Annotated in this window: 19 protein-coding genes and 1 pseudogene; 6 read left to right on the forward strand and 14 right to left on the reverse strand. The window is 63.5% G+C overall.

Annotated elements, in window-relative coordinates; genetic code table 11:
* Positions 1-75 precede the first annotated feature (75 nt).
* From CGZ66_RS23810 to CGZ66_RS23825, 4 genes are all read right to left on the reverse strand, one after another.
* Positions 76-1,758, reverse strand: a complete 1,683-nt coding sequence (locus CGZ66_RS23810) for a vWA domain-containing protein (protein WP_095088584.1) — start codon at positions 1,756-1,758, stop codon at positions 76-78.
* A gap of 126 nt (positions 1,759-1,884) precedes the next feature.
* The gene (locus CGZ66_RS23815; protein ID WP_013530232.1) at positions 1,885-2,847 is read right to left on the reverse strand and encodes a GlxA family transcriptional regulator; all 963 of its coding nucleotides are present in this window, start codon (positions 2,845-2,847) and stop codon (positions 1,885-1,887) included.
* A 56-nt stretch (positions 2,848-2,903) separates the two neighbouring features.
* On the reverse strand, positions 2,904-3,803 hold the full coding sequence (folD, locus tag CGZ66_RS23820) for a bifunctional methylenetetrahydrofolate dehydrogenase/methenyltetrahydrofolate cyclohydrolase FolD (RefSeq protein WP_095088586.1): 900 nt from the start codon (positions 3,801-3,803) through the stop codon (positions 2,904-2,906).
* 244 nt (positions 3,804-4,047) lie between these two features.
* Positions 4,048-6,726, reverse strand: a complete 2,679-nt coding sequence (locus CGZ66_RS23825) for a GumC family protein (RefSeq protein ID WP_095088589.1) — start codon at positions 6,724-6,726, stop codon at positions 4,048-4,050.
* 200 nt (positions 6,727-6,926) lie between these two features.
* Between CGZ66_RS23825 and CGZ66_RS23830 the strand changes: the two genes are divergently transcribed.
* The gene (locus tag CGZ66_RS23830; protein WP_095088591.1) at positions 6,927-8,225 is read left to right on the forward strand and encodes a lipopolysaccharide biosynthesis protein; all 1,299 of its coding nucleotides are present in this window, start codon (positions 6,927-6,929) and stop codon (positions 8,223-8,225) included.
* A gap of 96 nt (positions 8,226-8,321) precedes the next feature.
* Here the strand turns inward: CGZ66_RS23830 and CGZ66_RS23835 are convergent, their stop codons facing one another.
* The 3 genes from CGZ66_RS23835 to CGZ66_RS23845 are packed head-to-tail and all read right to left on the reverse strand — an operon-like array spanning position 8,322 to position 11,205.
* Positions 8,322-9,245 (reverse strand): DUF6492 family protein, encoded by a 924-nt coding sequence (locus tag CGZ66_RS23835; protein ID WP_095088593.1) that lies wholly within the window; start codon positions 9,243-9,245, stop codon positions 8,322-8,324.
* Positions 9,242-10,036: a WecB/TagA/CpsF family glycosyltransferase gene (locus CGZ66_RS23840; protein WP_095088595.1), complete on the reverse strand. Its 795-nt coding sequence runs from the start codon at positions 10,034-10,036 to the stop codon at positions 9,242-9,244. The genes CGZ66_RS23835 and CGZ66_RS23840 overlap by 4 nt, the downstream gene beginning before the upstream one ends.
* Positions 10,033-11,205, reverse strand: a complete 1,173-nt coding sequence (locus CGZ66_RS23845) for a glycosyltransferase family 4 protein (protein WP_095088597.1) — start codon at positions 11,203-11,205, stop codon at positions 10,033-10,035. The genes CGZ66_RS23840 and CGZ66_RS23845 overlap by 4 nt, the downstream gene beginning before the upstream one ends.
* A gap of 171 nt (positions 11,206-11,376) precedes the next feature.
* On the opposite strand from CGZ66_RS23845, the gene CGZ66_RS23850 reads away from it, so the two are divergent.
* From CGZ66_RS23850 to proC, 3 genes are all read left to right on the forward strand, one after another.
* Positions 11,377-12,375, forward strand: a complete 999-nt coding sequence (locus CGZ66_RS23850) for a glycosyltransferase family 2 protein (protein WP_095088599.1) — start codon at positions 11,377-11,379, stop codon at positions 12,373-12,375.
* Positions 12,344-13,669 (forward strand): O-antigen ligase family protein, encoded by a 1,326-nt coding sequence (locus tag CGZ66_RS23855; protein ID WP_095088601.1) that lies wholly within the window; start codon positions 12,344-12,346, stop codon positions 13,667-13,669. The genes CGZ66_RS23850 and CGZ66_RS23855 overlap by 32 nt, the downstream gene beginning before the upstream one ends.
* A 79-nt stretch (positions 13,670-13,748) precedes the next feature.
* Positions 13,749-14,564 carry a pyrroline-5-carboxylate reductase gene (proC, locus tag CGZ66_RS23860; RefSeq protein ID WP_095088603.1) on the forward strand — a complete coding sequence of 272 codons (816 nt, stop codon included), beginning with the start codon at positions 13,749-13,751 and terminating at the stop codon, positions 14,562-14,564.
* A gap of 12 nt (positions 14,565-14,576) precedes the next feature.
* On the opposite strand, the gene CGZ66_RS23865 is transcribed toward proC, so the two are convergent.
* The 5 genes from CGZ66_RS23865 to metH all read right to left on the reverse strand — a co-directional run bounded on the left by CGZ66_RS23865 (position 14,577) and on the right by metH (position 22,197).
* The gene (locus tag CGZ66_RS23865; protein ID WP_095088605.1) at positions 14,577-14,969 is read right to left on the reverse strand and encodes a type II toxin-antitoxin system VapC family toxin; all 393 of its coding nucleotides are present in this window, start codon (positions 14,967-14,969) and stop codon (positions 14,577-14,579) included.
* Positions 14,969-15,211 carry a type II toxin-antitoxin system VapB family antitoxin gene (locus tag CGZ66_RS23870; RefSeq protein WP_095088607.1) on the reverse strand — a complete coding sequence of 81 codons (243 nt, stop codon included), beginning with the start codon at positions 15,209-15,211 and terminating at the stop codon, positions 14,969-14,971. The genes CGZ66_RS23865 and CGZ66_RS23870 overlap by 1 nt, the downstream gene beginning before the upstream one ends.
* Positions 15,212-15,344: 133 nt before the next feature.
* Positions 15,345-16,661, reverse strand: a complete 1,317-nt coding sequence (locus CGZ66_RS23875) for an NAD(P)H-dependent oxidoreductase (RefSeq protein ID WP_095088609.1) — start codon at positions 16,659-16,661, stop codon at positions 15,345-15,347.
* A 152-nt stretch (positions 16,662-16,813) separates the two neighbouring features.
* The gene (locus CGZ66_RS23880) at positions 16,814-18,208 is read right to left on the reverse strand and encodes a multicopper oxidase family protein (protein WP_095088611.1); all 1,395 of its coding nucleotides are present in this window, start codon (positions 18,206-18,208) and stop codon (positions 16,814-16,816) included.
* 179 nt (positions 18,209-18,387) lie between these two features.
* Entirely contained in the window at positions 18,388-22,197 is a 3,810-nt protein-coding gene (metH, locus tag CGZ66_RS23885; protein WP_095088613.1) for a methionine synthase, read from the reverse strand.
* 438 nt (positions 22,198-22,635) lie between these two features.
* On the opposite strand from metH, the gene CGZ66_RS23890 reads away from it, so the two are divergent.
* Together CGZ66_RS23890 and CGZ66_RS23895 are read left to right on the forward strand one after the other, a co-directional pair.
* Positions 22,636-23,406 (forward strand): SDR family NAD(P)-dependent oxidoreductase, encoded by a 771-nt coding sequence (locus tag CGZ66_RS23890; protein WP_095088615.1) that lies wholly within the window; start codon positions 22,636-22,638, stop codon positions 23,404-23,406.
* A 111-nt stretch (positions 23,407-23,517) separates the two neighbouring features.
* Positions 23,518-23,727 (forward strand): hypothetical protein, encoded by a 210-nt coding sequence (locus CGZ66_RS23895; protein ID WP_095088617.1) that lies wholly within the window; start codon positions 23,518-23,520, stop codon positions 23,725-23,727.
* Between the two features lie 26 nt (positions 23,728-23,753).
* On the opposite strand, the pseudogene CGZ66_RS41755 reads toward CGZ66_RS23895, so the two are convergent.
* Together CGZ66_RS41755 and CGZ66_RS23910 are read right to left on the reverse strand one after the other, a co-directional pair.
* A pseudogene (locus tag CGZ66_RS41755) lies at positions 23,754-23,907 on the reverse strand (IS481 family transposase); the annotation flags it as partial.
* Between the two features lie 305 nt (positions 23,908-24,212).
* Positions 24,213-24,911 carry a GntR family transcriptional regulator gene (locus tag CGZ66_RS23910; RefSeq protein ID WP_095088619.1) on the reverse strand — a complete coding sequence of 233 codons (699 nt, stop codon included), beginning with the start codon at positions 24,909-24,911 and terminating at the stop codon, positions 24,213-24,215.
* Positions 24,912-24,946: the final 35 nt, after the last annotated feature.

The raw sequence follows: 24,946 nt of genomic DNA on the forward strand, positions 1-24,946 counted from the left end.
AGCAAAAGCCAGGGGTTTGTCAGCAGTCTGACGGCGGCTGACAGCCGCCCTTTTTTGCTGCCGGTCATGCGGCAGTCATGGCGCAACGGTGATCTCGGTACGCTCGCCAGCCTTGACCGTCACCGGCATTTCCTTGTCATGGCCTCCATCGGACATGTGCCGGACGACCACGTAATCGCCGGCCGGAATGGTCTGCTGCCAGGCGTCGCCATAGTTCAGGCCAAGCGCCTTGCGATTGCCCTGAATGTCCTTTTTCGGAGACAGGACCTCGATCGAGTAGGCGCCAGGGGCCGACATGGCCAGAACGCCGGCACCGAGCGGCACCTTGATGTCCTGATTGTCGCCGACCTTGACGCTGAACGGCTGTTCGACGGTTGCAAGATCAAGCGTGGTGAGCGCGACATAGTCGTCCGGCGGCAGCCAGAACTTGCTGTCCGGCCCATAGGAATGCTCGACATCGTCGCGTGAACCGTCGATCTTCTTCTTCGCCTTGACGATCTGGAAGCCGAGGCCGGAACTGTCGGCCTTGTCGCCGCCAGTTACATAATAAGCGTTGAACACGACGTGCCCGACGCCGACGATGACGTCCTTCTCGATCGTCTGCCCGGCGGCGAGCTGGATGGTCTCGACCACCGAACCGCTGCCGATCTGGACCGTGACCTTCTGTTCACCCGCCGGCACGATGATCTTGGTGTCGCCATAGTGGGTGGTGTTGCCGCCGGGATAGGTGAAGTCGACATGGGCCTCGTCACTGATGTCGGCGCCCTGGCTCGGCCGTGGATGAATGAGCATGGTGCCCGCGTTCAAGGTGAACAGAGGCTTGTAGACCTGGCCGGCTTCGATCTTGAATTTCTGCTCCACCTTGGCCTCGTCGTCGCGTGCAACGATGACATACTCGCCGGGCTCGAGATTGCCCTTGTAGGCGCCATATTCGGTGGTCACGGAATCGCCGCGCGAGCCGTCGGAGTTCGCCTTGTAGATCTCCCAGGCGTTGCCGTCGGTGATCGGCTCGCCACCTTCGGCCATCACCACCGTCGGCTGGAAGTTGAATTCCGGTTTCGCGGGCTCCGGCGCAGGCGTCGGGGCGGGAGCCGGTTCAGGAGCAGGAGCGGGTGCTGGCGCTGGCGCTGGCGCTGGTGCCGCCACCGTCTCGACTAGCGCCTCCTGCAATGCCTTCTCGTCGGAGGCCTGGATGTACTTGCCGCCGGTATTGTCGGCGAGGCAGGCGATCTGCTTGCCTTCGTCGGCGGTGAGGCCGAAGCCGACGACGTCAGCGGTGAAATCGACGCCGGACGCCTCGAGTTCCTTGCCAAGTGCGCAGGGATCGCCGCCGCATGTTTCCAGCCCGTCGGTGATGAGGACGACGGTCGCCTTGTCCTCGGTGTATTTCAACGCTTCGGCCGCCTGCTTGACGGCGGCCGTCAGCGGCGTCTTGCCGAGGAATTTCAGGCTGTCGGCAGCGGCCGAGATGGCGCTTGCCGAGCCTGCCTGTGGTGGCACGATCAACTGGATGTCGTCGCAACTGCCTTTTTCGCGATGGCCATAGGCCATGAAGCCGATCTCGTCATCCGCGGGAACCGATTGAAGCACGGTTCTCAGCGATTCACGGGCGATTTCGAGCTTGGGCTTGCCGTCGATCTGCGCCCACATGGAGCCAGAGGCATCGAGAATGATGATGACCTTGTTTGCGGCAAAGCCGAACGTCGTCATCGACAAAAGGAGGATCGCCGCAGCGACGCTCCGTGCAAATCCCGCCATCGAAATCTCCTCAAATCCGCCCCGATCCGGGCGGGAAGCTATTTGACGCGGCGTCAGGACACAAGGCCGGGCGCCGGTGTGAGGGGACGGAATGTCAAACTTTTGAGCGGAAGCGAAAACCTCCGCTCAGTAGGTCGTGCGGCGCTCTTCCGAGGGCGGCCTGCCGAATTGCAGCCGGTAGCTCTGGGCAAAATAGGAATGCGAGGTGAAGCCCGTGGCGATCGCCACGTCGAGGATCGGCATGTTGGTCTGGCGCAGCAATTCGCGCGCCCGCTCGAGCCGCAGCCGCATGTAATAACGGCCCGGCGTGACGCTGAGATGGCGCAGGAACAGGCGCTCGACCTGGCGCACCGACAGGCCGGCGGACTTGGCCAGCTGGACCGCCGACAGCGGCTCATCGAGGTGGTCGGCCATCAGTTCGACGATGCGCCTGAGCTTCTCCGACTTGCCTGTGAGATCGCGTTCCGGCCCGACACGCTGGCGGTCGCCGGCCGAACGGATGCGCTCGTGCTGGAACTGGTTGGCGACGCCATTGGCGAGGTTGGAGCCGAAATCGCCGCGCACGATCTCCAGCATCAGGTCGATCGATGTGGTGCCGCCAGCGCATGTGTAGCGCTTGCGGTCGATCTCGAAGACATTGCCTGTGCAGTTGATGTCGGGGAAGCGTTCAACGAAGCCGGCTCGGTTTTCCCAATGGATGGTGCAGCGATAGCCTTCGAGCTGGCCGGCCTCTGCAAGTAGGTAGGAGCCGACCGACAGCGCACCGAGCGCGTTGCCGCGCCGGCCCCAGCTGCGCAGCGCCGCCAGCACCTTGCTCTTGCCGGGAAATTCCGTCGTCAATCCGACCGAGACGAAGAGGATGTCGACCGGCGGCAGGTCGGCAACGGCGTAGTCGATCTTCAGCGGCAGGCCATTGGAGGCCATCACCGGATCGCCATCCGCGGAGACGGTCGTCCAGCCGTAGAAGTCGCGGCCAAGCAACCGGTTCGCCGACCGGAACGTATCGATCGCCGCGGCCAGCGAGAACATCGAGAACTTGTCGACCAGCAGGAAAGCGAACTGCCGGCCGCCTTGAACGGGATCCGTCATGACCGGCCGTTCTACAGGAACAGTTGGGTTCGGCAAAGCTGCGGCTTTCTGGTGGGTCAGAAGGACGGCCGTTTCAATCCGGCCGCGAGGTAGGCAGAGGCTAACGTATTGGCCATCAGCATGGCAATGGTCATCGGGCCGACACCACCCGGCACCGGCGTAATGGCGCCGGCGGCCTTCGCCGCTTCGGCATAGGCGACATCGCCGACGAGGCGCGACTTGCCCTCGCCCTTTTCCGGCGCCGGAATGCGGTTGATACCGACATCGATGACCGTGGCGCCGGGCTTCACCCAATCACCCTTGATCATCTCCGGCCGACCGACCGCCGCGACGAGAATGTCGGCGGTGCGGGCAAGCGCCGGCAGGTCCCTGGTGCGGCTGTGGGCGATGGTGACGGTGCAGTTGGCGGCAAGCAGGAGATTGGCCATCGGCTTGCCGACGATGTTGGAGCGGCCGACGACGACCGCGTTGAGGCCGGACAGGTCCTTGCCGCGCACGCGCTCAATCAGAAGCATCGAACCAGCCGGCGTGCACGGCACGAAGGCGGTTTCGAGTTCGCCGGTGCCGAGCTTGCCGACATTGATGAAATGAAAGCCATCGACATCCTTTTCCGGCGCGATGGTCTGGATGATCTTGCCGGCGTCGATATGGGCGGGCAGCGGAAGCTGCACCAGGATGCCGTTGATGGCCGGATCGGCGTTGAGATCACCGATGATCTTCAGCAATGCCGGCTCGGAGGTTTCGGCCGGCAGCGTGTGCTGGACGGAATGAAAGCCGCATTCCTTGGCGGTGCGCGACTTGGAAGCGACATAGACCTGGCTGGCCGGATCCTCACCGACGATGACCACGGCAAGACCGGGTTTGGCCTTGCCTTTCGCGACAAGTTCGGCCGTCAGGGTCTTGACCGTCCGCACCACGTCTTCGGCGACGCTCTTCCCATCAATCACTTCGGCCATGGTCCACCTCAACACCGTTCCGCCCAAACGGCCGCATCGAAAACATGAATGCGGCACCCTGGATCCTTGTCTGACGCATGCCGCGAAACCACGCGCCCCGATCAAACTCGGAAGCGTGCCCTCGGCACCATGCAGCGCGGCATTTTCACGAAAATTCCAACACGCAATCCCGTCAAAGCGCCGTCCCATGCCGTTTACGCGAAACCGGCATGTTTTTGTTCGGCAGCGAGACTTATTTTGTGGCTCAGAAGTAGCGGCGGCGCGCGCGGGTCTCGGTAAGTTCGCGGACGGCTTCGCGGAATTCGCGCAGGCTGGCGCGGATTTCGTCGATCGGGGCTTGCCGTTCGACATCCTCCGCCGCCCGGGGCGCCTCCACCGATGGCTCGTCAGGCTGAGCTGCCTGCTGCAGCGCGGTGGGCTGTTGCGGATGAGGCGCGGAAGCGGGGTGGGGCGGATAAGACATCTGCTGTCCGGCATGGGGCATGGGCTGCGGGTAGGGATAGCCCGGCTGCTGCGGCACCTGCCAGTGCTGCGCCTGCGGAAGGCCTAACGGCTTCCCATAGGGATAGGCCTGCGGACCCGAATACGATCGCTGCGGCATCATGTGGGGAGGCAATGGCGGCTGCGCCGTCTGTTGCCGATAGGGAACATGGCCGCCGGGCCGGAAAGGCGGTGGTGGATAGGCTGCCGCGGCCGGCTGCAGGGGCGCAAAGGCCGCTGCCGACTGGGAATAGGCGGGGTGCGTCAGATCTTCCGTTGGCTTCCCATCGGCAAAGGATGAGACCCATTCACCGGTATCGATGGTGTCCTGCGGGGACTGCTTGCGGGACATGGCCTTGCGCAGCTTCGACAGCAACGCACTGATCCGACCGGGACCTTCGGTCGGCGTGACGTCAGCCTGTTGAACAGGCGCGGGTGGTGCAGGCGGTGGCGGGGGCGGTGCAGGTGGCGGTGCCGCCGGCTGCGGTGCTGGTGGTTTTGGCGGCGGCGGTGCTGCCTGATATGCCTTGTCGTCGTAAGGCGTCCGGCGTTCGTCCATGCTGCGGTCGCGGCGCGAGCGCGATGTCGCGGTGTCACGCAAGCTCTCATAGGCGCCACGCATGGCGCCGAGGCCAACGCCGGAGGCAAAGCCCAGCAGCAGGCCGGCAAGCGCCACCACGACCCGCGACGGCCCGTTCGGCTCGAGCGGCGCGAAGGCCTTCGAGATCACATTGATGTTGGCGGTGTTGATGTCTTTCTGCTCGCCCGTCTCCTTGGCGCGCAGCAGATACTGTTCATAGACGGAACGCTTGGCGGCGGCCTCGCGCTCCAGTTCGCGCATCGACACCAGGTCGCTGTTGACGTCGCCGCTGCGAACCTTCAGCTGCGCCAGACGAGAGGCGAGATCCTGTTCGAGCTGGACCGCGCGCTTGAGGTCGACCTGCAGCGACGAGCCGATGCGACGCAGTTCCGCGGCGATGCGGTCGCGTGCGCCGGCAAGCTGGGCATTGAGCGCCTGGAGTTCGGGGTGCCGCGGACCGAACCGGATGGCGGCGCGGTCGGCCTCCTGCTTGAGCGACGCATATTGCGAACGCAGATCGCTCATCGTGTTGGAGTTGATCTCCTCCGGCAAGGTGCCGGTGAGAACCGAGTTGACGTCGACCGAACGCGCCGAAGCGGCCCGGGCGTTGAGTTCCAGCGTGCGGGCGCGCGCAACCGACAGCTGCTCGTTGAGCTTCAGCATTTCGTCGTCGCTGATGAGGTGGCCCTGCGCGTCGACGAGGTCGTGCGTGGCCCTGAAATCCTCTACCTTGCGTTCGGCCGCCTCGACGCCCTTGCGCAATTCATCAAGCCTGGCCGTCAGTTCGTCGGTGGCGCGGCCGGCGGTATCGGACTGAATCTGACCGAAGGTCTGCAGGAAGACATCCGTCATCGTGTTGGCGATGAGAGCCGATTTCTCGCCATTCTGCGTGGTGGCGCTGACGGTGATGACGAAGGTCTTGCCGCCGCGCTCGACCGAAAGGCTTTCGCCCAGATTGCCGACAGTAAGCGCCCGCCGGCGGGTCTCGTCGACACCGCCCGGCCCGTCGTGGCGTGACAGGATGGAGCGGATGAGCGACATGACGCTGAGGCCGCCGCTGCCCTGCCCATTGAATTCCGGGTCGTTGACGAGATTGAGCTTGTCGACGACCTTGTTCAAAACGGTGCCGGACGTCAGCACCCGGACCTGGTTTTCGACGATGGCCAGCGTGGCGTCGGAGGCGACGACCGACTGCGTGAGGTCGCGGTCGGTGAGCTTCAGGTCGCGCGGATCGACGATCAGTTCTGTGGTGGCTTCGTATTTCTTCGGCGTCGACAGCGCGATGGCGATGCCGAGCCCGGCACCCAGTATCGTCGTCGCCACGATGAGCAGCTTCGACTTGCCAACGCCGCGGACGACCTGCATCGGATCGATCAGCGGCTTCCATTGCTGGCTGTCCGCGCCGTCGTTGTGGGACGCCCGCGCGTCGCCTGAATGGTAAGGTTCGGATGTGCGATCGGGGCGATAGGTGGTGCCTGCGGTTTCAGCAGACCGTGACGTGGTTTGCTCGTAGTCCGATGATGCCGACCTGGTTGCTGAATAATCGTCAGCGGATCGACCGCCTTCAGGCGGCACCTGCGCAGACGAAGCTGGCTCATAGCCAGCCTGATATCCATCTGTTGCAACGGCATCCGGCAGCTTCGGATTCGACAGCGCCTCGCGCTGCGAAGGGCTCGTCCGCGCTTCGCGCAGTGACCGGGCGAGACGATGACGCGTGGCGGCATCCTCGCGCCATGACGGGTCTGCCCGGTCCCCGATCGAGACCAGGGACGCGTCGGGTTCGCCGTCGCCGCGCACAGCCTTGCCGAGCGCCAGCAGCGAACGCTCGCGCTTCCAGTCTTCACGGTTTTCCCTGTCGACCATCGTCTGGAGCTTTACCCTTGGCGGCCTGCAAACGGCGCCTCGCCATTCGTTAAGCCACGCTAAACAGGCATGGAAAACAAAAGGTTAATTTTCGCCCGCCAAAGCCTCGGTTTCTCCCTCCGCCAGCACCTATTTTTCAACACGCTCCTGGGCTCCAGAACGGCACGTTAAGTTTTCCGACCTAAGCTCTCCCTGGAGATATGACGCAAGCCAGTGACATACCGCAAAGGCGGCCCACCCTCGCCCGGATCGGCACTTTTTTGGCCGAACGACGGGGGCTGCTGCGCGACTATTTCTCGGCGATCAGCGGCGCCGGCGGGCGGCTGGTGTTTTCACTCGCCTATTTCATCGCGCTGGCCAACACGCTGTCGATTTCCGAGTTCGGCATGTTCGCAACCGCATCGGCGGCCGGCGTCATGCTGTCGCGCATTCTCGCCTTCGGGTTCATCTCGGCACTCTATCGCACCGCCACCATCCGCCCCAATCTGATCGGTACCTTCACCGCCGGCTTCCTGCTGCTCGGCCTGCTGTCGGTGCCGCTGTTGGCCGCGGCCTCGTTCGGCGTCTACCTGATCTTCTTCGCAGACACCGTGCCGCTGTCGGTGTTTGCGGCAATCGTCTTTGCCGAAGCGCTGTTGTGGCGGCCAGTGGAGGTGGCGCTGATCGTCAACAACGGCCTGGGCAAGTTCGGCCGCGCCGCGCTGCTGGCCATCCTGGCGACGGCGCTGCGGGCGCTCGGCGCGGTGCTGTTCATGTTCTGGGCGCAACACAGCGTCTGGATATGGTCGTGGTTCTATATCGGCGCCAATGCCGCCTCGCTGCTGATTGCCTTCGGCTTCTTCTACCCGCGCCAGCGTTTGCGGCTGCGCATCGAGCTTTATCTTCGGCGACTGGCTGACTCCATTTACGTGGCCGGGGCCGAAGTGCTGTTTTATCTGCAGATGGAGTTCGACAAGCTGCTGGTCCTGGCGATCGGCGGACCGCATCTGGCCGGCATCTACGCCATTATCATGCGGCTGGTCGACCTGACGGCCATTCCGATCCGCACCTTCTCGATGATGCTGGTGCAGCGCATGATGCGCGCGCCGGAGCTGCTGTCACGGCTGGCGGTCAAGAGCGGCATTGAAGGAGGCGTTTTCGCGGTCTCGACGCTGGCGCTGTTGACGCTTGGCATCGTGCTGCATTTCTTCCCCAATGCGCTCGGCAAGAACGTCGCCGAGGCCGCTCCTCTGGTGGCGCTGGCGATCTGCGTCCCGGGACTGCGCAATCTGGTCGAATACCAGGCCGAGCTGCTGTTCGCCCGCGGCCAGACGCTGGTGCGGGCGCTCAATCTCGGCCTGCTTGCCGGGCTGAAGGCGGTGCTGCTGACCTATGTGCTGACGACCATCCTCGACACGCCGAACCTGGTGCTGTCGCTCAACGTCGTCTTCCTGCTTCTGTATCTTGCCTCAACGCTGTTCACCTATACGGCGATGCGCAAGCCGGCAAAGCCGGTCTAGGGCGGTTCACCGTTCACAGAAACGCAGAACCACCCCATCTCCCCAGCTTTGACGCAATTGCCGACGGAAAGCCGGCCCGCTTTCAGAATCCGGCCTTTAGTTGAGCCCGATCAGACGGCGGATGCGGCCGATATCGGTGCCTATGAAAGACTGCATGCCGATTGCCACCTGCTCCGGCGCCATGGCGGCGACGAAGCGGCGGAAGTCGTCGTCCGACAGCGCTTGCCCGGTCCAGTGGACGCGGCAGAACTCCTCCGAAGCGTGGAAGTGGCCGGCACCCTCCAGCAGATCGTCGACATAGCGGCCGTAGATCATGCATTCGGAGAACTTGCGCGCCGAGCCGACGACCTCGACCCAGCCACGCGCATGGACCTTCTCGATCTCGCCGCACATGGCCAGCACGGTGTCACGCCGCCACGCGATCAGCGTCGAAATATAGTCATGGACCGATGTCCGGGAGGGGTCGATACCGAGTGCCGCACCGGCGTTGCGCGACCAGATGCGATGCTCCTCATGCCCCTCGTCCGCAAGCACCCCGTCGCGGCGGAACAGCCGTGCCTTGCCCTCGCGCCAGAAGGCGCCGCAGTCGAAAGGTTTGAGGAAGGCGACGTCGGAATCGCAGAAGATCAGGACGTCTTCGCTGGCGTGCGCGGCGATCGCGATACGTCGCAATTGCTGCACGTGCCAGCCGCGCAACGGCTGCGTCTTCAGGCTGAGCCAGACTCGCCGGCGAAACAGGCTGAGCGGATCGTCGAAGGCATGCAGCCAACGCGGCAGCAATTCCCGCTCATCGACGATGCTGCGACGGCCGTTCTCCAACTGACGGAAAAGCTTGATATCGCGATGTTCGACCAGGATATAGTGGTGCGCCGCGCCCGAGACGTGGCGGGCAAGCGTTTCGCATAACAGCCGGCAACGCTCGAAATCCGGCGCATAGCTTGCCGTCACTATTGCCGCCGTCGGTATCTGCCGAAGCGAGCTTGGTTCGATAGCGGCGCCTGGGACGAACCGGCTGTTCAATGGATGTCTCCCGGAGCTTCCGGTGTGCGCGAGAGTTTCTGCCTGACAACGCGCAGCAGGAACAAGGGATTGCCGACCACGTAGCGGCGCCACAACCGACCGGGTTCGACGGCCAACCGAAACAGCCATTCGAGCCGCAACCGGCGCATCCACAAGGGCGCCCGCGGCACCGCGCCGCTGAGGAAATCGAGCAATGCGCCGACGGCGATCGGCAGCGTGCAGTGACGCGCGTCGATATGGTGTGCGATCCACAATTCCTGGCGCGGCACGCCCATGGCGACGAGCAGCACGTCCGGCCGCAATTCTTCGATCCGATCGACTATTCCCGCCTCCTCGGCAGGCGAGAAATAGCCGTCATGGATGACCACGAAGCTGTGTTGCACGGCGAGCGCTGCAAGCTTGGCCGACGCAGCTTCGGCATTGACGCGCGTCGCGCCGAGCAGCCCGACCGTCAGGGGCGTCATCGAGGCCTGCAGGAAGGCGGGGACGAAGTCGGTGCCGTTGAGGTTGTCTGGAAACGGCGCTCCATAAAGAAGTTTCGCCGCCAGATCGACTCCGATGCCGTCGGGCAGGATGAGGAAATCATCGAGCGCGTCGGCAAAGACCGGGTCGGTGGAGGCGAGGTTAGCGTTGTGGGCGTTGAGGAAACTGACCTTGGTGAAGCGCCGCTCGGCAATCAGGCGGTTCAGCAGGCCGACCGCATCGTTCCAGCGGATGGCGAGCACCGGGATACCGAGGATCGTCTTCGAGGTGTCGAGCCCCGACGGGGTGCGGGCGGCATGCATGTTCATGCAAACGCCTCCTGCCTGACCGGCCCGAGCTTTTCGAGGCCGAGCCGGATGGCGGCATCGAGCGCCCTGACCTGCGACCGACGGAAAGCGCTGCCGTCGACATCGTGGATGACAGCTGCCGCGGCCTCCAGGGCCCGGGCAAAATCGGCCGGATCGTCGGTGACGACGCAATTGGCCGGGCGATGATCGATGCCGCGCAGCGAGCGGCTGGTGGCGACGGAGGGCAGGCCGAGTTCGAAGGTCTCGATGGTCTTCAACTGGACGCCGCTGCCGGCGGTGCTGATCAGCGGGATGACGGCAGCACTGCGCACGAAAGCCTGCGCATCCGGCACACGGCCGACGAATTCGACACCGGGATGCTTCGACGTGACGCCCGAAGGCATGCTGCCGGCGATGCGGATGCGGAAACCGGGCCGCAGATGCGGCACCACCTTGCCCAGAAACCAGTCCAGGCCGATACGGTTCGGCTGCCAGGTCCAGGTGCCGATCAGCGCTGCCTCGCAGTCGATGCGGCGCAAAGCTTCCTCGGTCGGCGCCTGCGCTCCCGTCACCAAAGGCAGCACCGCCGAGCGGTCGTCGGAGGCGACACCGAGTGCAGCGCGGTCTTCCTCCGCCAGCGTGAATATGAAGCGCGCGCGGCGGCAGAGACGCTCTTCCATGGTCTCGAGCAACTTCGCCTCGCGGCGAAACAGCAGGCGCTGGAAGAGGCTGCCGGCGGCAGCGGCATTCTCCTGCGCCGAAAGATGCTCGACATTGTGGGCGACGAAGATCGAGGGCCGGTCGGCGAACAGCTTTTCGAAGGCGCCGGCGAACTGCACGGAATTCAGCACATAGCCGTCGAACGGACCGGCGCGTGCGACCGCGGCGAGAACGTCGCTGTCGGGCACTGCGCGCAACTTGACCGAGGCGAAGGTGAGGCCCGAGAGCAGCGCCTTGCCGACCCAGGCCAGCTTTTGTCGTGCAGAGGCATTGTCCGTGCGCACGTCGATCGCACCCAGCACCACGGTGTTTTCGGGGTCGTCTGCGGGCTTTCCTGGCCAGGTGAAGCCGATGACGGTGACGCGCACGCCAGCGCGCCGCAATGCAGCGATGATTGCAGCGTTGGCGATCTCATAGCCCGAGGCAAGAGCGCCGTCGGGCACGATCGATGTGGCGAACAGCAGATGCATCTCACCTATCCTGTGGTGTAGCCGGTAGCAAAGTGCGGTGAACCCTTGATTAAGCGAGCACAATCGACGAGCGAAAGCCGCTGCCAAGCAGGCTTCTCCGTACAAGGTGATTAACGAAACCTTATCACCGTGGTGCTACCAGAACCCAACTCACCATGTGGCTGGACACAGATGATCCCTTTGCCATCGGACAGTTCGGTATCGATCGCGGGGCGCTCGCCCCGGCTTGACGTCGAGGCTGTCGAAGTCGTCGTCACCTTGCCGACCTTCAAGCGGCCCGAGCAGGTGCTGGAAACGCTGGCGTCACTGCGTGCGCAGCAAACCGGCCGGCGCTTTGCCGTCATCGTCATGGAAAATGAAGCCGAAGCGCGTGCCGGCGCCAAGGCGGCGGTGCCGCTGTTCGAGCGCGGTGAGATTTCAGGTCTGGTCATCATCGCGCATCAGCGCGGCAATTGCAGCGCCTACAATGCCGGCTGGCAGACAGCGATCCTGCAATTCCCCAACTTCAGGCATCTGCTGGTCATCGACGATGACGAGATCGCCGATCCGCAATGGCTGGAACGGATGTGCGGGGCAGCCGAAACGCTCGGCGCCGATATCGTCGGCGGTCCGCAGGTGCCCGACTTTGCTGACCCCGCCCATGCGAAATGGGCCGAGCATCCGGTGTTTGCGCCGCCCTACCGGGAAACCGGACGCGTGCCCGCGCTCTATTCGTCCGGTAATCTTTTGGTCGGACGCAACGTTCTGATCGCCATGGGTCCGCCCTTTCTCGATCTGAAATTCAACTTCATGGGCGGCGGTGATTCTGATTTTCTCAGCCGGTCCGCACAGAGAGGCTTCGTGCTGGGCTGGTGCGCCGAGGGACAAGTGCATGAAACCGTTCCGGCCCGGCGCCTCGAGGCCGACTGGATCCGTGCCCGCAGCCTGCGCAACGGCGTGATCTCGACACTGGTCGAAAAGAAGAAACGCGCCGGCACGCCGCTGGCCGGCGCCGTGGTGTTGCTGAAGAGCCTGGCGCTGCTTGCCGCCTCGCCGTTCCGCGGCATGCTCCGGCTGGCGCGGACAGGATCGCCGGCGATCGCCATCTATCCCGTCCATGTGGCGCTGGGCCGCGTGCTGGCCGAATTCGGATATGCCAATGAGCAATACCGCCAGCCTGAGAAAAACTGAGCGCGCGCCGCTCAGCGAAGCGTTCACTCGCGAAGGTGTGGCGACCGCGATCGCAGCACTGCTGTTCACCGTCATCATGGTGTCCTTCCGCCCGTTCCAGCCGGCCGGCGCCGAACTGACCGGCGAAGGTGGCGACATCGTCAACCAGCTTGGCTTCGGCTCGCTCGGCGCCATGTCGATCTTCTCGCTGATGGCTTTCGCCGATCCGCGCGTGGTGCGCTCGCTGCTCAGCCCGTCCTGGGTGCTGATGTTGGGCTTCTTTTTCCTGTCGGTGGTGCTGGCAACCGACCCGCCCACGGCGATGCGTGCCGCCTCGTTCACGCTGATCGGCATTTTGACGATGGCGACGATATTGGTCTTGCCGCGCGACGCCGAGGCTTTCTCAAAGGTCATCATCTTCACCGCCGTCGTGGTCATGGGCCTGTCCTATTTCGGCCTCATCGTGTTTCCGCACGAAGCCATGCACACCGCCGACTCGCAGGAGCCCGAACATGCCGGCCTGTGGCGCGGCGTGTTCACCCACAAGAACATCGCCGGCCCGATCATGGCCTGTTTCAGCTTCGCCGGCCTGTACCTCTACCGGCGCGGGCAGCGGCTTTGGGGGGCGGCGATCTTTTGCGCGGCGATGATCTTCATGCTGCACACCGGCTCCAAGACGACGGCCGGGCTGGTGCCGTTCTCGATCCTGATCGTCGTGCTGCCGAGCCTGATGGGGATGCGGCTTGGCACGCCGGTCCTGTTTGCGCTGGCGATGATTGGCACGGCGGTCGGCACGCTCGGCATCGTCTTCCTGCCGCCGGTGAAGCATCTGGCGGCGATCTATTTCCCCGACCTCACCTATACCGGGCGCACGACGTTGTGGGAGTTCGCCGGCAGTATGCTGGCGAAGAGACCATGGACCGGCTATGGCTATGAAAGCTTCTGGGGCACGCCGCTGCTGCTCAACCAGGACCAGCCCTTCGACCGGCCGTGGGACATCAGAACCATCGTGCACGGCCATGACGGCTATCTCGACATCGCCGTGCTGATGGGCATTCCGGCACTTTGCGTCGCCGTCTACACCTTCCTCATCGCGCCGATGCGCGACTACATGCGCATCCCGCTGCGCAAGGAAAACATCTATCTCGGCGACTTCTTCATGATGGTGGTGCTGTTCACCGCGCTGAACGCCTTCCTCGAAAGCTTCTTCTTCCATCGCGGCGACCCGGTCTGGCTGTTCTTCGTGCTCGGCGTGCTTGGGCTGAGACAGGTGTCGCTGCGGCCCATGGCAGTGCGCGATCCCGATCGCGGCTAGCGGTCTTCTCGTCCGTCCTGACGGGGCTTCCCCACAGAACCGCGAGCGTCTATGTGAAGGCCTTCCTTCGGAGGATTCCATGACGATCAGGCTCATTCTCGCCGGCTGCGGCAATATGGGTTACGCCATGCTCTCGGGCTGGCTGAAATCCGGCAAGCTTCAACCATCGGCGGTCTTCGTGGTCGAGCCCAACGCCGACCTACGCAATCGAGCGGCAGTGCTGGGCTGCGGCGCATCAGCCGATGCCGGCGGCATTCCAGCTGATGCCGTTCCCGATCTCGTCGTCATCGCAGTGAAGCCGCAAGTGATCCGCGACGTGACGGCCGCCTACAAGCGCTTCGGCGACGGCCGCACCACCTTCGTCAGCATCGCTGCCGGGACACCGGCCGCCACTTTCGAAGAAATCCTGGGCAGCCGCGCGCCGATCGTGCGGTGCATGCCCAACACGCCCGCTGCCATCGGCAAGGGCATGATGGTGGTGTTTTCGAACAGGCTGGTCTCCGACGACACCAAGCGTTTCGTTGCCGACCTTTTGTCGTCGAGTGGCGAAGTGGCCACCATTGACGACGAGGGTCTGATGGATGCGGTGACCGCCGTGTCCGGATCGGGGCCGGCCTACATTTTCCATTTCATCGAAGCACTGACCGTGGCCGCCGAGAAGGCTGGCCTGCCGACGGCGACCGCCAAGCTGCTCGCCATGCAGACAGTCTACGGCGCTGCCTCGCTCGCCGCCGAAAGTGGCGAGGAGCCAGGCGTGCTGCGACAGCAGGTGACCAGCCCCAATGGCACGACCGCAGCCGCGCTTGGCGTGCTGATGGGCGAGGACAGGCTAACCAACCTGCTTACAGAGGCAGTCGAGGCAGCGCGGCTGCGATCGATCGAGCTGGGAAAGTGAGCCAACGTCCTGCTACGCGAGATCTGTGTGCGAGAAGTCATTGCCCTTGTAGAGTAGCGCTGAGCTGTGGCTCTTCGCGCAGGCATAAGATAGGCAATCGGCAAGGTTGAGCTGAGCGGGATGCCCACGTCCCTTTGCGTAGTCTGAAAAGGCCTGGATCGCGAGCTTGGCGTCGCCAGCGTCGATCGGCACGATTTCGATTTCAGCCTCGCGAAGAAAAGCCTCTATCGCCGCTTCCGCGATGACGGGTTCGACGGCAAGCATAGTGGAAAGCCGCATCGCCGCTTCAAGTACTACCAGAGGGGAGGTGATCCTGTGGGGTGCTGCCTCGATGCGGTTGCTCCACTCGCCAGCATCCCTTTCTCCTGAAAGAATTGCGACAACCACGGAGGTGTCGACGAACATCAGGGATGTCCCCACATGTCATCGATCTCGTCCTTGCTCACAGGCCGGCCGCCCTTGCCCGCTTTGGCCTTGAAATCGTTCGCAATGGCAGCCAGCCGATCCGCCAGGGGAACGCGCCCGCTTTCCCGCTTCAGCTCGGATTCCAGCGCTTCGATGACCGCTTCGGTCATAGAAATCTTGCGTTTGGCGGCGAGCCGTCGTGCCAGTTCACGAGCTCGCGGGTCCCTGATCTGAAGGTTCATTCGCCGCTCCTCAGCGATTTGTCACTACAACATAGTACATTTGTCATGACGGCGCCATAACGGCCTGCTTGGGTATGATCCTTTCCGAAGACCGGTTCCCATTCCTCGCTAACGCGGACCTTTCAGTTCGGGATCATGCTTTCCCGTACAGCATTTCGTCCTGGAGCCGGCGCAAGGCGAACAGCCGCGTGGTCTGGTCGGGCGCGGCATTGTCGGCGCTCAGCAATTCACCTTTCCGGACCGGCTTCAGCACCTTGCCGCCCTCGAGCAGGCCGACGGGCACGGCGCGTTGGGCGCGAGCGTCACCTACGGTCATGGTCCAGGAGCGATAGCAGGTCTCGCCGATCGCATCGAAGGTTTCGCCGGCGGCGAGATCCCGCTTGGCGACGGCGCACACTTCGGCCACCGGCCTTGGCAGCGGCACCATGTCGGGCTTGCCGAAAAGCACAATGCGGGCGGCGGTCAGCGGCACTTCCAGCGAGGTCAGATGATACGGCCGGAACAGGCTGTAGTAGGGGCCGTGGCCGATATGCAGATCGTCCATGCGCTCGATAATGCGCGGATGCGTCGCCTCGACGATGACGAAGACGCCGGGCGCGACGCCCTTGCCGACCGTGTAGTCGACGACGCCTTTCTTCAACAGGAGCCCGCCGTCCTCCCGCGGGATGAGCACCTTCGCGAGGTCATCGCGATCGGCCTTCGGGCCATGCATGCCGGGGACATCGGGCACCAGCCCGGTGGCGTTGGCGATGGCGCACATCTCGACCATGGTCTTCGAGCCGTCGACGAACTCGACCAGCATGCGCGGGTTCATGTTGCGGCGGATCGCTTGCTCGCGATAGTCGTCCGGCACCGCATCGTGGTTGAGCGGGTTGTTCTTGCCCTTGCCGGCGGAGACGATGGTGTAGCCGAGCGCGGACGCAAATTCGATCAGCTCCATGCAGCTCGACGGCTCGTCACCGGCGCCGACGGAATAGACGACGCCAAGCCGGTCGGCCTGCTGCTTCAGATAACAGCCGATGGTGACGTCGGCCTCGACGTTCATCATCACCAGATGCTTGCCGTGCTCCATCGCCATCAGGTCGAAATCGGCGGCGACGCCCGGCTTGCCGGTGGCGTCGATGACGACGTCGATCAGCGGATTGGTGACCAGCATCTCGTTGGAGGTGATGGCGATCTTGCCGCTTTCGATGGTGCCGGTGACTTTCGATGCGGTGTCGGCTTCGACCGCCATCGCTTCATCGCCATAGGCAATACGGATGGCCTCGCGCGCGGTGTGCGGGCGGCGGGTCGAGACCGCGCAGACCGAAATGCCCTTCATCAGCATGCCTTGCGTCACCAGATCGGTGCCCATCTCGCCCGAGCCGATAACGCCGATGCGCACCGGGCGGCCCTCGGCGGCACGGCTGGCGAGATCGCGGGCAAGCCCGGTCAAGGCGACATTGGTCATGCGGGAGCGTCCATGCTTCTCGATTTGGAGGCGGCAATAGCAGGGAATCGCCCCCTTTTGCCAACGAAACCGCAAGCCGGCGGCAATTTCTCGCTCGTCAATGCAGCGTTAGAACAACCTTCCCACCCATCTCCGAGCCATTGAAACCGGGTTCAGGCCACCCTGACATAGCTCGTCATCCCCGATTTCTGGTGCTCGATGATGTGGCAGTGCAGCAGCCAGTCGCCGAGATTGTCGGCGACGAAGCCCAGGCTCACTTTCTCGTTGGGCTGGATGAGATAGGTGTCCGAAATCAACGGCTGAACCTGGCGCGTCGAGGACGACAACACCTTGAAACTCATGCCGTGCAGATGCATCGGATGGGATTGCGGCGTCAGGTTCTCCATGTCGATGACATAGCTTTTGCCGAGCTTCAGTTCGGCCAATGGCGCGGTTGGATCGGGCGTATCGCCTGGCCACGGCACCTTGTTGATGGCCCAGAAACTGTAGCCAAGCGAACCGCAGATGCCGTCGCTCGGGACGTTTTCCGCCGTGGCGCTGAGCGCCAGCGAAATATGCTGGGCGGCGGTGAGATCCACCTCCGCCACCGGATTGACCTCGAGGGGTGCAACATCACGAATGTCGCGCTTGAGCGAGCTTCCAGTGGCGCGCAGGGTCGCGAGCACCTTGGGCTTGGTGCCCCTGACGTCTCGCAGGCTGACGATCGCGCCCTCGTCGTCGGGCATGCGGATGGCCAGCTCCATGCGCTGGCCGGGTCCAAGCAGCAGAGCATCGGGTGAAAAGCGCTGCGGGACCGGATTGCCGTCAAGCGCCATGACGGTGGCCTCCGCGCCATCGACGAGAAAAGCATAGATCCGCGTGACGTCGGTGATGGCGACCCTGAGCCGCACCAGCCCGCCGGCCGGCGCGTCATATTGGGGCTGATCGAGCCAGTTGGCGGTACGCACGGTGCCGTAGGTGCCGGTTCTTGCGGCATCGCGCGGCCGGAACTGGTCGATGAACTGGCCGTCGTCGCCGAGCCGCCAGTCGCGCAGATTGAGGACCAACTCGGCATCGAATGTCGGATCGCCGGGGTTTTCGACCACGATTAGCCCCGTCAGGCCGTGGCCCATCTGGGTCAGCGTGTTGCAGTGCGGGTGGTACCAGAAGGTGCCGGCGTCGGGCGGCGTAAAGGCGTAGTCGAAATGATCACCGGTATAGACATAGGGCTGGACCAGGAACGGCACGCCATCCATCTTGTTCGGCACGCGAATGCCGTGCCAATGAATCGTCGTCGGATCGTCGATCGCATTGACAAGCCGCGCGGCGAAGGGCTCGCCCTTTTTCATCCTGAGTACCGGCGGCATTCCGGCATTGCCATAAGTCAGCACATCCCTGGTCTGGCCAACATCCATCAGCTTCGCCTGGATTTTGGCCGTCTGCAGCACCACCGGCTCAGGCCCGGTAGCGGCCCAGCCAGCAAACCTGCCCTTGGCCGAGAGCCCTACCCCGCCGGCGCCGGCAATCGCTGCCGCTTTCAAAAGCCTACGGCGTGTGAGGACAGTCATTTGGCGCTCCAACTGCAAAGACGGTTACCCCGAAGGTGTAACCGCCACGCCATGGATCACAAGCCGGCAACCAGAGCAAATTCTGTTGACGGCACAGCGTGAACCAGAGTCAAAATACCTGCGCCTGAGTCCCGTTCACACCGACTGTCAGAGCGAAAAGGCGACAGAGCTTGCCTCCGCTATTCAGCCGCCTCGGCATGGTGCGCCGGAACATAGTTGAGGATGGGTCCGAGCCAGCGCTCGACCTCGGCCAACGGCATGGCCTTGCGGCGTGCATAGTCCTCGACCTGGTCGCGTTCGACCTTGGCGACGCCGAAATAATAACTTTCGGGATGCGACAGGTAGATCCCCGACACAGACGAGCCCGGCCACATCGCATAGCTTTCGGTCAGGCTCACCCCGGCATTGCCCTCGCCGTCGAGCAGCCGGAACAGCGTTGCCTTCTCGGTGTGGTCCGGTTGCGCCGGATAGCCGGGCGCCGGACGGATGCCGCGATAGGGCTCGCCGATCAGTTCGTCCGGCGCCAGCTTCTCGTCTGCCGCGTAGCCCCAGAACTCCTGGCGCACCTTCTCATGCATGCGCTCGGCGTAGGCCTCGGCGAAGCGGTCGGCCAGCGCCTTGACCATGATCGAGGAATAGTCGTCGTTCGCCCGCTCGAACCGTTCGGCGATCGCCACCTCCTCGATGCCGGCGGTGACGATGAAGCCGCCTATATAATCGAGCTTGCCACTGTCCGACGGAGCGACGAAATCCGACAGCGCGACATTGGCCTTGCCGTCGCGCTTGGTCAGTTGCTGGCGCAAGGTGAAGAAGGTCGCCAGTTCCTGTGAGCGCGCTTCTTCCGTGAACAATTTGATGTCGTCGCCGACGGCATTGGCCGGCCAGAAGCCGATGACGCCGCGTGGCGCGAACCATTTTTCGGCAATGATCTTCTTCAGCATTGCCTGCGCATCCTCGAACAGCTGGCGAGCAGCGGGACCCTGCGCCTCGTCTTCCAGGATCTTGGGATAACGGCCCTTCAACTCCCAGGTCTGGAAGAATGGCGTCCAGTCGATGTAGCGCGCGAGTTCGGCGAGGTCCCAGTTTTCAAATACCTTCACGCCTGTGAAGGACGGCTTTGGCGGCTCGTAGCTCGACCAGTCGATCCGGTGCGCGTTGGCTCTCGCCTTGGCCAGCGGCAGCCGCTGCTTGTCGGCCTCGGATCGGGCATGCGCGTCAGCGACTTTCTTGTATTCGGCGCGCACCGCGTCGACATAGCCGCCCTTGGTCTCGTTCGACAGCAAGGACGAGACCACGCCGACCGCCCGGCTGGCGTCGGTGACGTAGACTGTCTGGCCCCTGGTATAGCGCGGATGGATCTTCACCGCCGTGTGCACGCGGCTGGTCGTCGCACCGCCGATCAGCAGAGGGATGTCGAAACCATCGCGCTCCATCTCGGTGGCCATGTGCGCCATCTCGTCGAGCGACGGCGTGATCAGGCCGGACAGGCCGATGATGTCGACGTGATGCTCGCGCGCCGTCTGCAGGATCTTGGCCGCCGGCACCATGACGCCGAGATCGATGATCTCGTAATTGTTGCAGGCGAGAACGACGCCGACGATGTTCTTGCCGATGTCGTGGACATCGCCCTTCACCGTCGCCATCAGGATTCTTCCCGCCGTCTGGCGCTCACCATTGTCGATGCCATTGGCGGCGTTCGCCAGCTTCTCGGCCTCCATGTGCGGCAATAGCCCTGCGACGGCTTGTTTCATCACCCGAGCGGACTTCACCACTTGCGGCAGGAACATTTTTCCCGCGCCGAACAGGTCGCCGACGACATTCATGCCGGCCATCAGCGGGCCTTCGATGACATGCAACGGGCGCTCGGCCGCCAGCCGCGCTTCCTCGGTATCGGCATCGATGAACTCTGTGATGCCGTTGACCAGCGCATGGCTGATCCGCTGCTCGACCGGCAATTCGCGCCAGGCGAGATCGCGCTCCCTGGCCTCCTGGCTCGCCGTGCCCTTGAAGCGTTCGGCGATCTCCAGCATGCGTTCGGTTGCGGTGCCGCCAGCCTTGGGCACGCGGTTGAGCACGACATCTTCGCAGGCCTCGCGCAGTTCCGGTTCGATCGTGTCGTAGACCGCAAGCTGGCCGGCATTGACGATGCCCATGTCCATGCCGCGCTGGATGGCGTGGTAGAGGAACACGGCATGCATGGCCTCGCGCACCGGCTCGTTGCCGCGGAACGAGAAGGAGAGGTTCGACACGCCGCCGGAAATATGGACGTGCGGCAGCGTCGCAGTGATCTCGCCGGTCGCCTCGATGAAGTCGACGCCGTAATTGTCGTGCTCCTCGATGCCGGTGGCGATGGCGAAGACGTTGGGGTCGAAGACGATGTCTTCAGGCGGAAAGCCGGCTTGCTCGGTCAGGAGCTTGTAGGCGCGGGCGCAGATCTCGACCTTGCGCGCTTTGGTATCGGCCTGGCCGTCCTCGTCGAAGGCCATGACGACCACCGCCGCGCCATAGGCGCGCACCAGCCTGGCATGATGCAGGAACGCCTCCTCGCCTTCCTTCATCGAGATGGAGTTGACCAGCGGCTTGCCCTGAACGCATTTCAGGCCGGCCTCGATGATCTCCCATTTCGAACTGTCGACCATCACCGGGACGCGGGCGATGTCCGGCTCGGCGGCGACCAGGTTGAGATAACTGACCATCGCCTTTTTCGAATCGATCAGCCCCTCGTCCATGTTGATGTCGATGATCTGGGCGCCGTTGGCGACCTGGTCGCGCGCCACGTCGAGCGCGGCGACATAGTCGCCTGCCGTGATCAGCTTACGGAACCTGGCCGACCCCGTGACATTGGTCCGCTCGCCGACATTGACGAACGGAATCTCGTCGGTCAGCGTGAACGGCTCCAGCCCGGACAGGCGCATCTTGGGCTCGATCTCGGGAATGGCGCGCGGCGGATATTTCCGCACTGCCTCGGCGATCGCCCGGATGTGATCCGGCGTCGAGCCGCAGCAACCGCCGACGACATTGACCAGCCCCTCGCGGGCGAAATCCTCGATCTGCGCGGCCATGAATTCCGGGCTCTCGTCATACCGGCCGAATTCGTTGGGCAGGCCGGCATTCGGATAGGCGCAGGTGAAAGTGTTGGCGACGTCCGAAATCTCGGCCAGATGCGCGCGCATGGCCTTGGCGCCGAGCGCGCAGTTGAGGCCGATGGTGAACGGGCTGGCGTGACGCACAGAATGCCAGAAGGCCGTCGGCGTCTGGCCGGACAGCGTGCGGCCGGACAGGTCGGTGATGGTGCCGGAGATCATCACCGGCAGGCGCACGCCCTTCTCGATGAAGATCTCGTTGCAGGCGAAGATCGCCGCCTTGGCGTTCAGAGTGTCGAAGATGGTCTCGATCAGGATGATGTCGGCGCCGCCGTCGATCAACCCGCGCAACTGTTCGCCATAGGCGACGCGCAGATCGTCGAAAGTCACTGCGCGATAGCCGGGGTTGTTGACGTCAGGCGACATCGACGCCGTTCGGTTGGTCGGCCCCAGGGCGCCGGCGACGAAACGGCGTTTGCCGTCCTGCTGCTGCGCCCTCAGCGCTGCGCGGCGCACCAGCCGCGCCCCGTCGCGGTTCAACGCATAGACGGCATCCTCCATGCCGTAATCAGCCTGGGCGATAGAGGTCGAGGAGAAGGTGTTGGTCTCGAGGATGTCGGCGCCTGATATGGCGTACTGATAGTGGATTTCCTCGATCGCCCCGGGCTGGGTCAGGATCAAAAGGTCGTTGTTGCCTTGCTGGTGGCAGGCGCAGCCGGCGAAGGCCTCGCCGCGAAACTGGCCCTCGTCGAACCCAAGGCCCTGGATCTGCGTGCCCATGGCGCCGTCGAGGATAAGGATGCGTTCGCGTGCTGCCGCCGTCAGCGCCGCAAGCACTTCCGAACCGTCGGGCTTTGCCGCAACGGGGCCGAACAATGCGTCCAGCGATGCAGAATTCTGCGACATTTTTTATCCCTTTGACGACAAGCCTATTCATGTCACATAAGGATATCTTTATGTCAATATACGACGAACGATCGACGATGTCACGCGCCGTTGCAATCGCCTGGCTCCCGAGGGAAATCGCTGCGTCAGTGCAGTCCGGCCAGCAGGGCTTGTGCCTCGGCGAGATTTTTTCCGAACCATCGCCTTCTCCTTGCGGGCGGCGCCGAGATCGGTCAGCACATCGCAGAGGCTGTCAAGTCCGGGGGCTAGCGGTGTCCTTGTAGCGAGCTATCTCCGGATGCCGGCTGGCTTTCAAGCGGCGACCGGATAGTGTTCGGCAAAGAGGGTCGTCACCATCCGCGATGGTTTCGGCCTGGAGCATGATCCCGAAAAGTGGAATCCGGGTTTCGCTGGAGGTCATGCTCAAGCAAGAAGCCAGAGCCTTCAGGGGAGGTTGCTATGACAGAGTTCACACCAAAGTTCGATCTGGCCGGAAAGGTAGCGCTGGTCACCGGCGCCTCGCGCGGCATCGGCCGCGCCTGTGCGCTCGCCTGTGCCGGGTCGGGGGCCGACATGATCGTCGGCGTGCGCAGCAAGGCCGACGGGGCGGAACTGGTCGCCGAGATCGAGAGCTTGGGCAGGCGGGCGCTTGCCGTGCAGATGGATTTGACTGACCTCGCCACGGTGCGAAAGGCCGTCGCCGAGGCGCACACCGCCTTCGGCCGCATCGACGTGCTGGTCAACAATGTCGGGCTTGGGCCGGAAAACCTGGCCGAAAACGTCACCGAGGAGGATTTCGACCTGACGGTGAACGTCAACCTCAAGGGCACGTTCTTCACCACCCAGGCGGTCGGAAGGCTGATGATCGCGCAGAAATCCGGGCGCATCATCAACATCAGCTCGCAGGCCGGCACGGTGACGCTGAAGGGCGAGGCGATCTACTGCATGAGCAAGGCAGCGATCAACCATTTGACGCGCTGCCTGGCCGCCGAATGGGCCCAGCACAAGATCGCCGTCAACAGCGTGGCGCCGACTTTCATCTGGACCGACGGCACGCGGCCGTCCCTCGCCGAGCCGGACTTTCACGCCCATGTGCTCGGGCACATACCGCTCGGCCGCATCGGCGATCCGATCGATGTCGCAGGAACCGTCGTGTTCCTGGCCTCGCCCGCAGCCTCGATGATCACCGGCGCCAATATTCTGGTCGATGGCGGCTGGTCAGTGGCGTAAGATCGCGGGTTGTGAGCGAAATCAAAAAGGGCGCAATCGAAGGTGTCGCTCGTTCAGTCCGTCCTTTTTGCGTGAGATGCGCGTATACTTTTCGAAAGGAAGGAAGGCGGCATGTCCATCAATCGCAAGCTCAAAGAGGCGGGCAACTTCACGCCGTCCGAGATGGGACTTCTTGGGCGGGTCTTCGACCAGGCAAAGCGCGAGGGCGACTCTGATGCCAGCCGAGAAGCGCTGGCCTCCCGCATCATCGCCAACTATATGGCCGGCATCACCGACGAGGCCGAGCTCCTCGCCTTGTCACGGCAGCCGCTTGGTCGATGACGCGGCACTGTGAATTCGGGACCTTCCGACGTCCGCGTCTTCCACTTCGAGCCGTCTTCCGGTTTGATCCCGTAGCGTTTGGCCAGTGTCCTCAGGCTCTCTTGACTATGTTGTATCGCTCGGTATCGCTCGGCGGATCGCCTATGTCGTCGTGGCGCTCCCATGAAGAACTTGGCCCATAGCACATCCGTTGATTAGGACGACAATGATGCCCGATCAAAGCCAGGGATCGAACAGCTGGCATAGATCGGGCGCATGCCGGCAGCGCCTCGAACCGGCTACAGGCAAGACCTTCAGGATGACACGCCGACCGCACCTCAACGGTTCAGTTCGCCGGCCGCCGCAATCACTTCGGACACTATTTCGAGCACATCGTTGTCTGTCGTCCGGTGATTGACGAAGCATGCCCGCAAGACGAACTGGTTGCGGACCGTCGCGTTCGAGAGATACACGCGCCCGCGATCACGCCTATCGGGGTCGGCGGTTCACAGCGTCACGGAAAGGATATTGCCAAGGGCGTTCATGACGAGTTCACGGCTATGCTGCACATGCCGCAGGGCCGCATCCTCCGATGCCTTGGGGTCTCCTGCCACAAGCGCGTCGATCAATTCCTCATGCTGTTGTCGTTGAAGCTCATGGTCCAGCAGCAGACGCTGCCGATCTCGGTTGGAGAACAATCCGATGTGAAGCAATCGTTGCATTTCATCGAGCAAAGACTCAATGACCCGGACCATCCGCTCGTTTCCGGACGCCCGGGCGATCGCAACGTGAAAGTCTCTGTTGTTTCTCAGGAATTGCAGATCGTCTGGCGCACTGTCCCGAAGGAAGGGGCCGGCCCCCAGCGTGCGAAGCATCTTCTCATCGACATGCCCTGCGGCTGCCCGTGCCGCGGCAGGTTCGAGAAGTACCCTAAGGTCGAAGACGTCGTTCGCCGTCCTGCCACTGACCGGAGCAATGATGTAGCCGCGTCGCGGGACAGTGTTGACCAGCCCTTCCTGGCTAAGTCTCGACAGAGCTGAGCGTATGGGTGCCAGACCGAGTCCATAGTGGCTGGCCAGCCCCGCTTCGGTGGCGTCAGCCCCGGGCTTCAATCTACACAGGATCACGTCGTTTTTGATTAGGTCGTAGGCCTCGTCAGTCAGACGTCGCCGCGCCGGCAATGCGAAAATACCTTCGTTGTTCATCGTTCAACCGTGGTTGGCCGCAGTGGAGCCCGTCG

Source organism: Mesorhizobium sophorae (assembly GCF_002270415.1).
Lineage (GTDB): Bacteria > Pseudomonadota > Alphaproteobacteria > Rhizobiales > Rhizobiaceae > Mesorhizobium > Mesorhizobium sophorae.

Excerpts from the sequence above, each read along its gene's own strand:
- CGZ66_RS23810 (WP_095088584.1), bottom strand. The coding sequence starts at position 1,758 with ATGGCGGGATTTGCACGGAGCGTCGCTGCGGCGATCCTCCTTTTGTCG.
- CGZ66_RS23815 (WP_013530232.1), bottom strand. The coding sequence starts at position 2,847 with ATGACGGATCCCGTTCAAGGCGGCCGGCAGTTCGCTTTCCTGCTGGTC.
- folD (WP_095088586.1), bottom strand. The coding sequence starts at position 3,803 with ATGGCCGAAGTGATTGATGGGAAGAGCGTCGCCGAAGACGTGGTGCGG.
- CGZ66_RS23825 (WP_095088589.1), bottom strand. The coding sequence starts at position 6,726 with ATGGTCGACAGGGAAAACCGTGAAGACTGGAAGCGCGAGCGTTCGCTG.
- CGZ66_RS23830 (WP_095088591.1), top strand. The coding sequence starts at position 6,927 with ATGACGCAAGCCAGTGACATACCGCAAAGGCGGCCCACCCTCGCCCGG.
- CGZ66_RS23840 (WP_095088595.1), bottom strand. The coding sequence starts at position 10,036 with ATGAACATGCATGCCGCCCGCACCCCGTCGGGGCTCGACACCTCGAAG.
- CGZ66_RS23845 (WP_095088597.1), bottom strand. The coding sequence starts at position 11,205 with ATGCATCTGCTGTTCGCCACATCGATCGTGCCCGACGGCGCTCTTGCC.
- CGZ66_RS23850 (WP_095088599.1), top strand. The coding sequence starts at position 11,377 with ATGATCCCTTTGCCATCGGACAGTTCGGTATCGATCGCGGGGCGCTCG.
- CGZ66_RS23855 (WP_095088601.1), top strand. The coding sequence starts at position 12,344 with ATGAGCAATACCGCCAGCCTGAGAAAAACTGAGCGCGCGCCGCTCAGC.
- proC (WP_095088603.1), top strand. The coding sequence starts at position 13,749 with ATGACGATCAGGCTCATTCTCGCCGGCTGCGGCAATATGGGTTACGCC.
- CGZ66_RS23865 (WP_095088605.1), bottom strand. The coding sequence starts at position 14,969 with ATGTTCGTCGACACCTCCGTGGTTGTCGCAATTCTTTCAGGAGAAAGG.
- CGZ66_RS23870 (WP_095088607.1), bottom strand. The coding sequence starts at position 15,211 with ATGAACCTTCAGATCAGGGACCCGCGAGCTCGTGAACTGGCACGACGG.
- CGZ66_RS23875 (WP_095088609.1), bottom strand. The coding sequence starts at position 16,661 with ATGACCAATGTCGCCTTGACCGGGCTTGCCCGCGATCTCGCCAGCCGT.
- CGZ66_RS23880 (WP_095088611.1), bottom strand. The coding sequence starts at position 18,208 with ATGACTGTCCTCACACGCCGTAGGCTTTTGAAAGCGGCAGCGATTGCC.
- metH (WP_095088613.1), bottom strand. The coding sequence starts at position 22,197 with ATGTCGCAGAATTCTGCATCGCTGGACGCATTGTTCGGCCCCGTTGCG.
- CGZ66_RS23890 (WP_095088615.1), top strand. The coding sequence starts at position 22,636 with ATGACAGAGTTCACACCAAAGTTCGATCTGGCCGGAAAGGTAGCGCTG.
- CGZ66_RS23895 (WP_095088617.1), top strand. The coding sequence starts at position 23,518 with ATGTCCATCAATCGCAAGCTCAAAGAGGCGGGCAACTTCACGCCGTCC.
- CGZ66_RS23910 (WP_095088619.1), bottom strand. The coding sequence starts at position 24,911 with ATGAACAACGAAGGTATTTTCGCATTGCCGGCGCGGCGACGTCTGACT.